Below are 11,892 nucleotides of genomic sequence, written 5' to 3'. Positions count from 1 at the left end.
ATGGTCTGTTTCAGACTATCTTTTTGCGACTTCTGAGCGGCTTGGCGTGATTGCCGCCATAGACTGTCCAGTCTTCAAGGTTGCGGAAGGTCACCGCGCGGGCTCCGAGAACCGTGCCTTCGCCGATATGTACCCCCGGGCCGACGAAGGCCTCGGCCGCCACCCATGCGTTTCGCCCGACCTTGATCGGCCGAGCACGCAGCGGGAAGTCTGGGTCGTCGATGTCGTGGGTGCCCGTACACAGATGTGCCCGTTGCGAGACGATTGCGAAATCCTCGATCGTCACCGGGGCGACGTTGTAGCAGATTGCTCCCGGACCCATCGACGCACGCTCACCCATCTTCAAATTGCCGGGCCACCAGATTTTCACGCTGCTGCGCACCATGGCCGTCGGGTGGATGTCGGCTCCGAAGGCGCGCAGAACCAGCCGGCGCAACGGTTGCAATTGCGGCGGCGTCCATCTCGCGAACATAATCCAGCAAATTGACCATGCCACCCGTGCCGCACGATGGCGCAGTTCGAATGTCGCCCCGCCAAGCAACGGAGACCGTCCGTGCGCGCGGCCCCTGGGTTCTACTGTCTCGCTGTAACGGGCCATGAGTCACCCCACCGTTGCCGGCACCAGTCGGTGTCGGCTTTTGACCTGGTGCAGCGATGCCAGCAACAGCGCCGGCGCCAGGAAAAAGATCATATGCACCCAGACCTGCAACACCCAGTCGGTCACGTGCGAGATCGAATGAATGGCAGGCACGATGCTGAGCATGTAGACGATCTGCCCCGTTGTGGATCCGCTCATGGCCGAGGCCCAGATGCGGGACATGAGATAGGAGAGGATGAGAAACTTGACCGCTCCGAAATACCAGAACGACAGGAAAGCATCGACAAAGCCGGTCTCGGTCGTGCCCGTTGGTGGTAGGTAGTCGCGCGAGGGTTCTGGGGTCGGTATCATCAAGGCCTGTTTCGTCGCAGCACCCAGGATCTGCGCGGGGACGAAATTGAAGACGAGACGGTTCCAGTGGACGGCGCCGTAGTCGAATTCGCCGCTGCGGTCGATCTGCCCTATGCGCTGAACGGCGTTGCGGAACTCGAGCCCGCCATTGGCAAGGCTTTCCTTGAAGTTGTCGACGACATCGATTTCCATGATCTGCTGGGCGTCGAAGCCACCGCTTTCGCGATTGATGTGACGGTAATCGGCGAGGCTGCCCATGACGAGCGTGATGCCGACCACGCCAGCGATCGCAGCTAGCCGTGGCGGTGTCCAGCCGCGATGGAACCAATAGGCGAGCGCCAGAATCAGGACGATCTCCAGAGTCTCGGCGCGCTTGCCGGTAACCAGAATCCGATCGAGGCAAAATAACAGGTCGAAGGCGATGACAGCGCCGGCCAGCCAACTCGGTCGCCGTGCGAAACAGAGGGCGGCGATGGCGAGGCCGTAAATCAGCAGCCGGCCGAAGAACAGGTAAACCACGCTGATGCCGGACATCTGGACGCCGACGGTCAGTTCCGAGGGCATGCGGCTGAGCTGGAAGTAGAACAGCGCTCCCACGAGCGACATGACTATTGCGACTTTCAGAAGCCTCGCTTCGGAAAAGCTCTGGGCGAAAAATGGAAGCGGCGCGGCATTCTCCCGCCAGCCAACACGGATCATCGCCATACAAAATACAGCGACGCCCATCGCCGCAGTATAGGCGCCCTCGGGCAGCGTCATATCGCTGATGACTGGCGGAATTTGCGGCAGCAGGAAAGCGAACGCCATCATCCCTGCAAGAAACGGAAACTCGTAGACCCGCCGGGGCGAGGCAAAGCCGCCGGCAAGGAACCAGGCAACGATGCCGATGAAAATCAAGGTCAGCGCCCAATTCATGCCGGCTCTCCCGCACACCAGCCGGTTGGTTTGCCGGTGCCCTGGAAGTCTCGCGCAAGGTCGCCGAGCGCGTAGACAACGGACTTGGCATATTCCTGAGCTATCGCCGGGCCGTGATGGCTGAAGGCGGCAGTCAAAGAGCTGCGCGGCGATTCCGTCGGGTATGAACGCCAGACAATGCGCGGGCAGGCTCTCTCGAAGCTCGCCAGGGCGCGGCGCGAGTGGAACCAGCTTGTCACAAGCGTCGCAGACGTGACGTGGGCCTGGGCAAGTATGGGCACGGAAAGCTCCGCGTTCTCGCGCGTGCTGCCGGATTTGCATTCCGTGATTATGGCAACTCTGGACACGCCAGCGGCAATCATGGCTTCGCGTATGTACAGACAGTCGCCATCGCCCGATACGAGGATCCTGGGCGCCAGACCGGCCAGCCACAGCTCTGCCGCTTTTGCAGCGCGCGGTGGTCCGTCTCCCCCAAGCACTACAATGACATCGGTCCTTGCGAATGCGTCCCTCACCGTCAGCAGCGGCTCGGCCAAGGCGACAAGACAGAGATAGAGCACGAAAACCGCAATTGCCGCCAAGGCGGCCGCGGCAAGCATACTTGCTCTCCCGATACCCGTTGTGATGAGGGCGTTCATGAACGACATCGCGGGCGTCAGATTCGCAACCCTTGCCGCCTGCGACGGAGCTCTTCCGTCTTGAGCCCGATCATGAACTCATAGCCGGAAATGAGCCGGCAATAGGCGTAGCCTGGCCAGCCGTCCAGGAAGCCGCCGCGCAGCACGTACATGTAAAGAAAGCGCAGGGTGGGGCGGAATGGCAGCCTCGCCGCCATCGCCTTCAGCGCGCCGCGTCGCTGGTCGGCGCGCCGGCTGAACAACGAAGTCCAGCGCAGCGGCGGCGGCGGATTCTCGATCGCGAGTTCAGCCTCCACGCTCGAATAGCGGTTGTGTTTGTCGAACCAGGCGCGAAGACCGTTGTTGAAGCTGTAGTGGATGAAATGTGCTTTCAGCAGGCCACCCGGTTGATCCGAAGCGCAGACGGAATGGACCTCGCGGTCGAAGCGGACCTTGGCGGGCCTTACAAGCCGTGTGATCCAGGTGGGATACAGGCTCGCGTGCTTGATCCAGCGCCCCATGAACATGTTCTTGTAACGCGCCTTGAAAAACGCTTCCGGCCGGCCCGGATCGGCGGCGATCGTCAGCATTTCGTCGCGCAGTTCGTCAGGTGTGATTTCATCGGCGTCGGGCGTATAGACCCACTCGTTCAGGAACGGTATCTGGGTGAGCCCGAACATGCGCTGGCCGTTTTCGGTGGTGTAGTGGTGCTGCACCACACGTGCGCCTGCGGCCCGTGCGATCTCGACTGTGCGGTCCGTGCTGAAGGAATCCAGCACCACCACATCGTCGCTCCAATCGACCGAGGCAAGGCAAGCCGGCAGGTTCTGCTCCTCGTTGAAGGTCATGATGAGCACCGACACGCCGGTCCGAGTACGGCCTGCTCCCGAAGCTGCTCCCGACTTCCTGTCGGCCAGAACAGTGGTCATTGCCCACCTCCCATGACTGGCGGTGTGTCACGCCTGACGAAGCCGGCATTGCCAGCAGGCTGGACATTGGAGCTCCGCCCGGCTCCGGTGAGTGCAGTCACCGCTGCGACGTGCGCGGCAACCGGGATCGCAAGGCCGAGCGCCATCAGAATATCCGGTACGCCGAACAGAATGCCGAAATAGCCAATTGCGCCGCACAGCGCGCTGACACCTGCGATCAGAACGGCAGCCTGCGCGTGCGGCATGCCGCGGTCGACCAGCAGATGGTGCAGATGCATCCGATCTGGCGAAAAGGGGCTACGCCTCGCCGCGATGCGGCGCATGATAAGGCTCAGCGTATCCATGATCGGGATCACTAGGATCCACAGTGCACTGACAAAAGCGACGCTGCTGCCGGTCGAAAGCCGAACGACGAAGTAGGCCAGGAACGCACCAAGCATGGCGCTGCCGGCATCTCCGAGGAAGACGCTGGCCGTTGACCGCCAAGGATGGCGCATGTTGAAGACGAGGAAACCGATCGTCGCTGCCAGCAGCACGAGCGCCTGCAATACCACGTCGGTGTCGCCCACATGGGCGGCTATGAGCGCGACCCAGAAAAGCGCGGCAGCGACGCTTGCACCGGCGAGACCGTCGATGCCGTCGAGCATATTGATCGCGTTGACGCTGCCTACGAGGAAAACGAGGGCAAGTGCACCGCCGAGCAGAGGTGGCAGCAGCACGGGCAGCCCGCCGACATTGCCAAGGTGAAGGGACAACGTCAGCCCCGGAACGACCAACAGCAGGGCGGCGGCAAGCTGAACGACCAGGCGCGTACCTGCGCGCAGACCCCAGCGATCATCTGCGGCACCCGTCAGGACGAGGATGCCGATGCCCAAGGCCATATACCAAGGCACCTCGTGATGTCCGTCAAAACCCAGGGCAGTTATCAGGAACGCGGCGAATATCGCGAGTCCGCCGCAGAGTGGCACCGCGCCTTCATGCTGCTTTCGCAAATCTGGAAGATCGACGAGCCGCAAGCCGGGCGCAAAGCGCCGCATGACTTCGATAAGCAATACGGTCGTCAGGATCGCGTTCAGAAGATGTGCGTAGAGATTTGGCAAACCCCGCCTCCAAGCCCTTCCCAACCATTGGATCGGTATCACTTGCGCGATCCGAACATGGTCCGATGCTAGCTTGAACGCTGTTCCGCTCTATCTGGACATTCAGGGAACCGCTGGACCCAAAAGAACTAGCTGCGTCATCCTCTGGTGGAGGGTGCGGGTTTGCAGCACGCAGCGCCTGCCCTGACCCCCGACCTCCCTGATCCGTCGGATCGGGGTTTCTGGCCATATCCAGGCAAATTGCCCCGTCCCCTCGCTCTTTCGATGCGACCAAAGGCTTAACCCGGTGTCATTGGGATGCCGCAAAAGGACAAATCGTTCAAAGCGATTTCATGTGCGCTCGATGCCAGCATGGGCATGGGCGGGTCATCGGTCATTTGCTTTTGGTAGTGGGATCGGTACCGGGAGCTCGTGTGGAGTACGACCGTCATGGATGTGGTCATAAGCAGTTCCGAGACGCGATCATTAAGCCTGGCCGCCCTGTACATCTGCCAGTCGCTGCTGCTTGAGTTGGAAGAGACGGGCAAGGTCGATCATGAGGGCGTGCAGGGTTTGCTAAAAGACGCCGCAAACGCGTTGCGCCAGAGCGGCGCTGCCGCAAATCAATCGCAATGGATGGAAGCCGGTCGAATAGTGGATGCGATGCGTCTCAGGCATGACCGGCTCTCCTTCCTCGACAGCCCAGGGTAGCACGCGCTGGAATGCATGGTGAAAGTCGGCTGTCGTCGGCCGGGCAGGAGGGGCAATGAATCGCGTTCGACGTGCCTTCGTGATGGCTTCAGTTGAGCAATATCTGTCGCTGATCGTCAATTTCGTGCTTGTAGCAACCCTGTCGCGTCTCCTGAGTCCCGCCGAAATCGGCATCGCGGTCGTCGGCCTTGGCGTGTGTGTCATAACCTTCTCTTTGCGCGAGTTCTTCACCGCAGAATTCCTCGTACAGCGGCCAGCCGTGATTGCGGCGGAGGTGCAGAGCTCCGGCACCATACTGATCTGCGCCTGCATGCTATTGGGTGCCGGTCTGATGGTGGCCTCACCTATGTTGTCGCGATTCTACGGTGAGGAAGGGCTGCAGCTCTTTCTCGCTGTCATGGTTCTCGCAACCGTGATTGACACCATTTCCTATCCGGCCATAGCGCTGCTGCACCGCGAGCTCGATTTCGGCAACACGGCAAGGATACGCGTGGCCTCGATCGTGGCGATGGCCATTACGACCATCAGCCTCGCCGCCATGGGCTTCGGGTACATGAGCTATGCATGGGGCAATCTCGTTGCCGCGTGCGCAACGGTGCTGATGACAGGCTTCATCCATCCGGAAGCACTGCCGACGAAGCCGACGGTTTCCACCTGGCGGGTCGTGCTGGATTTCGGCCGGTTTCGCGGGGCGGCAGGCATCGTCGACAAGATTTACGAGGCGATCCCGCAACTCGTCCTCGGCCGTTTTATGCCGATGTCCGACGTCGGCCTTTACAGCCGCATGAACGCCATCTCGGGCATACCCGACAAGATGCTGCTGTCGTCAATATTCTCGATCGCCTTTCCGGCCCTTGCCGACGGCGTGCGCAACGGACGAGACGTCAAGAGCGCCTATCTCCATGCATTGAGACTCATCTGCGTCATCTACTGGCCCGCCCTGCTCTTGATGGCATTGCTCGCTCGACCGGTCGTCAATCTTATCCTCGGGCCTGCCTGGAGCGAGGTGGTGCCGCTTGTCCGGATTGTTGCGGTTGCAGGCATCTTCTTCTTTCCGGTCATACTCACCCACCCACTGCTGATGGCCACGCGCAAGAACAAGACGGCATTCGTCTCCAACTTCGTAGCCAAGATAACTGCCGCCGCGATCCTGTGCAGCGCGAGCGTGTTCGGGCTAGAGGCCATGGCCTGGAGCCAGTTCCTGGCACTGCCGCTGCAGATGATCATTGCGCTTCATTACGCGCGGAAGGCCGTTTGGTTCGCATGGCGCGACCTTGCCGGCGCGATCGGAAGCAGTGCCGCCGTAACCGTTGCGGCAATGGCTGGCCCTTTGGGCGTAGCTTGGTGGATGGAACCCGATCTCGACTTCGACCTCGTCGAATTCGCGATTATTCTTGCCCTTGCATTCTGCGGCTGGTTTGCAGCGGTGATTTTGACCCGCCATCCGGTACTGACCGAGATGTTCAATCTCCTGCGGCTGCGACAATGGGTCGGTCAAACGCGCAATCAGTCCGCGGACGGGCCGGGTGAACAGGGTGCCCTTCACGGCACCGGGCAGGCGTGAGCGACAAGATGGCTAGCGTCGATATTCTCGTACCCAACTACAATTACGCGCGCTACCTGGACGAGTGCCTTCACAGCATCCGGTCGTATTGTGGATCTGACATGCGGGTGCTGGTTATCGACAATGCGTCGACCGACGGCAGTGTCGCGATCGCTCGCCGACATGCATCCGAGGATTCGAGGATCGAGGTGCGAGCCCGCACCCAAAATCTCGGATCGACCTCCTCTTTCAATGAAGGCATAGACTGGGCGGGTTCGGACTATTTCGCTGTTCTATGCGCGGACGATTTGTTTACGCCCGGGGCTCTGGCGCGCGCAGTCGCGATCATGGAGCGACACCGCAATGTGAATCTCGTTTACGGGCCCACGCGGTTCGTCATGGGCGACGACCAAGCCACTCTCGCATCGACGGATGGAGCCGCAGAAGGCTATCAGGTGATGGCAGGCGGCGACTTCCTTGAAGAGTTCTGTCGAACCGGTCGCAATCCGGTTGCCGGGCCGGCCGTGGTCGTGCGGACAAGCACGCAAAAGCGTGTCGGGCACTATCGCGCCGAGCTCTCCCATACCGATGACGTCGAGTTGTGGATGCGTTTCGCCGCTATTGGCGATGTCGCGCGGGTCGATGCCACGCAGGTCATCTCCCGCATCCACGGGGAAAACAAATCGTCCTCAGTCCGCGACGTGCACATGTGGAACGTTGAGATGGAGCGGGCCTTTGGGGCATTCTTCGCGGGGTCCGGAGGGACGTTGGTCGAGGCGCAGCGGCTCAAGCGAATGGCTACGAAGAGCCTTGCGGTGCGTGCGTATTGGTGCGCTTGGTCTCACTTCCTGCGACACGAGCCGGGGGTGGCTGAGCTGCTCCGCTTCGCGCTCAGCCGGCGTCCCTCACTTGCGATCCTGCCACCAATCGGCAGCCTGTTCACAAGAGCGGATTCGATGGACCGGATCGTTGCGACACTTAGGTCTCTCGGAGGGCGTCGAACTCAATCTGCGGGCAGTTGATCGGAGATATACTCAGCGGGGAGAAGAGACGTTGGAGGCCAGTTCGCTGTTGCGTTCGTTTTGTGCTGGCAACAGTTGCAATACCGCATCCCTCTGGCCGATCAGCCGTTGCATGTAGTTGGCGGTGGCCACAGCAGTCCTGTCGGCGACCTCGACACGCTCGGCCGATGCGCGCAGGAACTGCTGTTTCAACAGTTCAGGATCGAAATGCTCGATATGCTGGGAGAAGCCGTGCAGCCCGATCTGCCGCAGTAGAGCTTCGTTCTTCTCGGCATAGCCGAGGGAGATCAGCGGTCGCTTCAATTTGATTGCGCAAACGACGTTGTGAAACCTGCTGGCCACCACAATGTCTGTCAGCGCTATCTGGCGCATTAACTCGAAGAGCGTAGTGGTGGGCTCCACGATCAGCGCGGACGTAAGTTCGGGAGACAGCGTTGCCTGCAGGCGTTCCAGCGCGTGCCACACAGCGCGCTGATCCATGATGTCGCCCGTGAGTAGGCGGACATCGTGCCCCTTTTCCAGGAGCCATCCGATGAATGCTACGATCTTGCCCATGTAGAGATCGTAGATCTCTTCGGAGTCGGGTCCACGGTTGACCCAACCGGAATAGGACATGACGCCCACGCCGACCGCCATCGTTTGCCGGACCGGCCTGGGTTTGGTAGGAGGGGGTACGAGTGCGAATGCGAGGTCGGGGCAGACCTGATCGCTGTCGCGACCGATCCCTAGCTCTATCATGAAATCCCGTGATTGTGTGTCCCTGTAGGAACGGTAGTGGCACAGGCGCGCGGCGGTAGTGAGAAAAAAGCGGCTCATCGGATGTCGGATGGGACCGGCTCCGATGCTCACAAACGCAAGGCGCGCACCCATCAGACGCGCCGCCAGGCACCAGCGCAGTATCATTAGCGGCCAGCCGCGCGGAACTTCCTGGAAGTCGTCGAGAAACCCGGTTCCGGGAACGATCACTAAATCCGCTCCCTTTAACAGCCTGAACGGATCCAGCAAGTGAACCAGGCGCCCGGGAAACCTCAGCAGTGCTCGGTTGAGAAATGCCGCGACCCTGCCGGTCATGACGGCACGGGATGTCGCCATGGACGGGATGCCAAGGTCTGACTCCACGTTGGCCGGGTTCGGGCAAGCGCAGACAATCTCGGCGTCCGGCCGCTCATCGCGCAGCAGGTCCGCCATTGCCTTCAGGGATCCGTCGTTGCCGGTGTTTCCGCAGCCGAACTGCCCGAACAACACGATTTTCATGCCCACCCCTCGTGGATTAATGCCTGCCATAGTGTCGGGCGGGCTGCCGAAGGACAGTTGGCATTTCGAGGGTGGTTCACCAAACGCCAGACACAGGGATGCTGGCCTGCCACTCCAATGCACCATGCCTAATCCGCACGCACACGCACTCACCACAAAGGTGTAGGGCCAGCTTGCACCAATGCCCGACTATCGAGCCGGGGCGTTTCGCCTAGCATGCGAGGGATTCAGGCAACATTGCCAGCTCCCCCGGTGATGGAAACCCGACGGTGATTTCGTGAAACTCGCCTATTTCGTCAAGCCGCACCTGGGCGGCACCTACACTGTCTTCCGGCAACTTCGGAAGGGCCTGCTGGCCCATGGCATCGACGTCCAATGGGTGGGCCTGTCGCATGATGCGCGCGAAGCCACCGCCTGGACGGATACGTCGGAAAACGGCGTGCTCCTCCACACCGAAAGCTGCAGCAGCGAGAAGCAGCAGGCCGAGGCCATGATGGCCGCCTTGCACGAACGCGGCTTCGACGGTGTCTTCGTCAATGTGCTGGCCGATCGCGTGCAGATGAACCTCGCGCGCTACCTGCCTGCGCACATGCTGCGCATCATGATCGTACACAACATCACGCCTGGCACATATGCGGCAGCCCGCGCGCTGCGCGACCATGTCCATGCCACGGTCGGTGTTTCGCAGCGTTGCCGACGCGACCTGATTGTCCGCCACGGTTTTCCTGTCTCGCGCACTTTCGCGATTCCAAACGCGATGGAGGTCGAGGCGCTTCCGGCCGCAAACCGCCATCGTGAGCCCGGAGCGCCGCTTAAGGTTCTCTATCTCGGGCGTGTGGAAGACGCATCCAAGGGGGTCTTCTGGCTTCCCGAGATTATGGCGACCTTGACCGAACCGGTGACACTGACGGTGGCCGGCGACGGGCCGGACCTCGAAGCGCTGAAGAAGCGTCTCGAACCCCATGCCGCCAGCACCACTTTCCTCGGTGCGGTGTCGCCGGACCAGGTTCCCGAAACGCTCGCTTCGCATGATGTGCTGCTGATGCCGTCGCGCTTCGAGGGCTTCGGCCTGACGTTGCTGGAGGCCATGGCGGCAGGCTGCGTGCCGGTTGTGTCCGATATTTCCGGTGTCACCGATACGATCGTGGAAAACGACGTGTCGGGCATTTTGTTTCCCATCGGCGACTGGCGCGCAGCGGCGCGCAGCATCGACGAGCTTGCGCGCAATCCGGAGCGGCTCGCGGCGATGTCTGTCGATGCGCGGCACCGCGTGGAGGAGAAATTCGGGCTCAAGCGCATGGCTGGAAGCTATGCACGTCTCATCGCAGACATGGTGCACCAGCGCCCCACGATCGCGCTGCCTCTGCCGATGGACGAATGGGCGACGCCGCTGGGCCTTCGGGCCGGCCTGCGAACCTACTTGCCCGCGCCAGTGAAAAACTGGCTGCGGGTCGCGCGCGAACGTTGGTACCGAAATCCGTCGAGGGATGCAGCCTAGATGATCACCGACTTCACGCGATCCGACGCGCTTCGCAGCCGTGCCGCGGAACTCATTCCCGGCGGTGCCCACACCTATGCCAAGGGAGACGACCAGTATCCCGTGCTGTCGCCCGGTTTCATCGCCCGTGGCGAAGGCTGTCATGTCTGGGATGTGGATGGCAACCGCTACATCGAGTACGGCATGGGCAACCGTTCCGTGGGTCTCGGTCACGCCTACGGTCCGGTCATCGATGCTGCCGCTCGGGCGATGCGCGACGGAGCGAATTTCACGAGGCCGCACCGGCTCGAAGCTGAATGTGCCCAGTCGTTCCTGGACACGGTCAAGGGCGCGGAGATGGTCAAGTTCTGCAAGGACGGGTCCGATGCCACTTCCGCGGCTGTGCGGCTGGCCAGAGCCTACACCGGGCGTGACATGGTCGCGTGCTGTGCCGATCATCCGTTCTTCTCCACCGACGACTGGTTCATCGGCACCACGCCGATGAACGCCGGCATTCCCGAAGCCGTCAGACGTCTGACCGTGACTTTCCGTTACGGCGATGCCTCAAGCGTCGAGGCCCTGTTTGCGCTCTATCCCGGCCGGATCGCGGCGGTGATCATGGAGCCCTCGCGCGGGGATGACCCGCCGGCCGGTTATCTGCATGAGGTGCAGCGTGTCTGCCGGGACAACGGCGCGCTGCTGATCCTCGACGAGATGATCACGGGGTTCCGCTGGCACGAAGGCGGCGCGCAGACGCTGTACGGTATCGTTCCGGACCTTTCGTGTTTCGGCAAGGCGCTCGGCAACGGCTTTTCCATTTCAGCGCTTGCGGGCAGGCGCGAGATCATGCGGCTGGGCGGGCTAGACCATGTCGACCGGCCACGGGTGTTCCTGCTTTCGACCACCCACGGCGCAGAGACGCATGCGCTGGCCGCGGCGATCGCGACCATGAAGGCTTATGAGGAAGAGCCGGTCGTCGAACATCTCTACCGCCAGGGCAGGCGGCTGCGGGAGGGGGTGACACAGGCAGCGAAGAAACATGGGGTGGCGGATCACTTTTCCGCCGTGGGACGCGACTGTTGCCTGGCATTCAGCACGCTTGACCGATCGGGCCGGCCCTCCCAGGCCTTTCGCACCCTGTTCCTCCAGGAAATCATCCGCCGCGGCGTGCTGGCCCCATCCTTCGTGGTCAGCTACACGCACGGCGATGCGGAAATCGACGAGACCGTGTCAGCCGTCGATGCCGCTTTGGAGATCTACGCGCGGGCTCTTGAGGATGGCGTCGAGCGCCACCTTGTCGGTCGGCCGTCGCAGGTGGTTTTCAGAGCGTTCAACGGTGGTGCGACAGCGGAGCCAAAGCAACTGGCCGCCGCCGTATAACGGGATGCTGGCGACC

General features: G+C 61.7%; 11 protein-coding genes. 5 read left to right on the top strand and 6 right to left on the bottom strand.

Features of this window, described 5'->3' with window-relative positions; all coding sequences use genetic code 11:
• Positions 1 to 10: 10 nt before the first annotated feature.
• From ACVJNE_RS02575 to ACVJNE_RS02555, 5 genes are all read right to left on the bottom strand, one after another.
• Positions 11 to 598: an LbetaH domain-containing protein gene (locus ACVJNE_RS02575; RefSeq protein WP_499562698.1), complete on the bottom strand. Its 588-nt coding sequence runs from the start codon at positions 596 to 598 to the stop codon at positions 11 to 13.
• A gap of 3 nt (positions 599 to 601) precedes the next feature.
• Positions 602 to 1,864, bottom strand: a complete 1,263-nt coding sequence (locus tag ACVJNE_RS02570) for a hypothetical protein (protein WP_499562696.1) — start codon at positions 1,862 to 1,864, stop codon at positions 602 to 604.
• Positions 1,861 to 2,463, bottom strand: a complete 603-nt coding sequence (locus tag ACVJNE_RS02565) for a YdcF family protein (protein ID WP_499562694.1) — start codon at positions 2,461 to 2,463, stop codon at positions 1,861 to 1,863. The genes ACVJNE_RS02570 and ACVJNE_RS02565 overlap by 4 nt, the downstream gene beginning before the upstream one ends.
• A 56-nt stretch (positions 2,464 to 2,519) precedes the next feature.
• Entirely contained in the window at positions 2,520 to 3,329 is an 810-nt protein-coding gene (locus ACVJNE_RS02560; RefSeq protein WP_499563190.1) for a glycosyltransferase family 2 protein, read from the bottom strand.
• A gap of 77 nt (positions 3,330 to 3,406) precedes the next feature.
• Entirely contained in the window at positions 3,407 to 4,510 is a 1,104-nt protein-coding gene (locus tag ACVJNE_RS02555) for an MraY family glycosyltransferase (RefSeq protein ID WP_499562692.1), read from the bottom strand.
• 429 nt (positions 4,511 to 4,939) lie between these two features.
• Here ACVJNE_RS02555 and ACVJNE_RS02550 point away from each other — a divergent pair, with 429 nt between their 5' ends.
• From ACVJNE_RS02550 to ACVJNE_RS02540, 3 genes are read left to right on the top strand one after another with little or no spacing between them, the layout of a single operon-like run.
• A complete protein-coding gene (locus ACVJNE_RS02550) occupies positions 4,940 to 5,200 on the top strand; it encodes a hypothetical protein (protein WP_499562690.1) in 261 nt (86 codons plus the stop codon).
• 55 nt (positions 5,201 to 5,255) lie between these two features.
• The gene (locus ACVJNE_RS02545; RefSeq protein ID WP_499562688.1) at positions 5,256 to 6,764 is read left to right on the top strand and encodes an oligosaccharide flippase family protein; all 1,509 of its coding nucleotides are present in this window, start codon (positions 5,256 to 5,258) and stop codon (positions 6,762 to 6,764) included.
• Positions 6,761 to 7,765: a glycosyltransferase family A protein gene (locus ACVJNE_RS02540; protein WP_499562686.1), complete on the top strand. Its 1,005-nt coding sequence runs from the start codon at positions 6,761 to 6,763 to the stop codon at positions 7,763 to 7,765. Before ACVJNE_RS02545 ends, ACVJNE_RS02540 begins: the two co-directional genes overlap by 4 nt.
• 12 nt (positions 7,766 to 7,777) lie before the next feature.
• Here ACVJNE_RS02540 and ACVJNE_RS02535 read toward each other — a convergent pair whose 3' ends face one another.
• Positions 7,778 to 9,019: a polysaccharide pyruvyl transferase family protein gene (locus ACVJNE_RS02535; protein WP_499562684.1), complete on the bottom strand. Its 1,242-nt coding sequence runs from the start codon at positions 9,017 to 9,019 to the stop codon at positions 7,778 to 7,780.
• Positions 9,020 to 9,296: 277 nt separating this feature from the next.
• Here ACVJNE_RS02535 and ACVJNE_RS02530 point away from each other — a divergent pair, with 277 nt between their 5' ends.
• Both ACVJNE_RS02530 and ACVJNE_RS02525 read left to right on the top strand, forming a co-directional pair.
• Positions 9,297 to 10,517 carry a glycosyltransferase family 4 protein gene (locus tag ACVJNE_RS02530; RefSeq protein ID WP_499562682.1) on the top strand — a complete coding sequence of 407 codons (1,221 nt, stop codon included), beginning with the start codon at positions 9,297 to 9,299 and terminating at the stop codon, positions 10,515 to 10,517.
• Positions 10,518 to 11,876 (top strand): glutamate-1-semialdehyde 2,1-aminomutase, encoded by a 1,359-nt coding sequence (locus tag ACVJNE_RS02525; protein WP_499562680.1) that lies wholly within the window; start codon positions 10,518 to 10,520, stop codon positions 11,874 to 11,876.
• Positions 11,877 to 11,892: the final 16 nt, after the last annotated feature.

The organism is Mesorhizobium sp. DxT (assembly GCF_058448885.1).
This window is presented reverse-complemented; position numbering and strand designations above follow the sequence as displayed.

Bases quoted from the DNA above. Each gene is read 5' to 3' on its own strand.
- ACVJNE_RS02550 (WP_499562690.1), top strand. From the start codon at position 4,940: ATGGATGTGGTCATAAGCAGTTCCGAGACGCGATCATTAAGCCTGGCC.
- ACVJNE_RS02560 (WP_499563190.1), bottom strand. From the start codon at position 3,329: ATGACCTTCAACGAGGAGCAGAACCTGCCGGCTTGCCTTGCCTCGGTC.
- ACVJNE_RS02565 (WP_499562694.1), bottom strand. From the start codon at position 2,463: ATGCTTGCCGCGGCCGCCTTGGCGGCAATTGCGGTTTTCGTGCTCTAT.
- ACVJNE_RS02570 (WP_499562696.1), bottom strand. From the start codon at position 1,864: ATGAATTGGGCGCTGACCTTGATTTTCATCGGCATCGTTGCCTGGTTC.
- ACVJNE_RS02525 (WP_499562680.1), top strand. From the start codon at position 10,518: ATGATCACCGACTTCACGCGATCCGACGCGCTTCGCAGCCGTGCCGCG.
- ACVJNE_RS02545 (WP_499562688.1), top strand. From the start codon at position 5,256: ATGAATCGCGTTCGACGTGCCTTCGTGATGGCTTCAGTTGAGCAATAT.
- ACVJNE_RS02575 (WP_499562698.1), bottom strand. From the start codon at position 598: ATGGCCCGTTACAGCGAGACAGTAGAACCCAGGGGCCGCGCGCACGGA.
- ACVJNE_RS02535 (WP_499562684.1), bottom strand. From the start codon at position 9,019: ATGAAAATCGTGTTGTTCGGGCAGTTCGGCTGCGGAAACACCGGCAAC.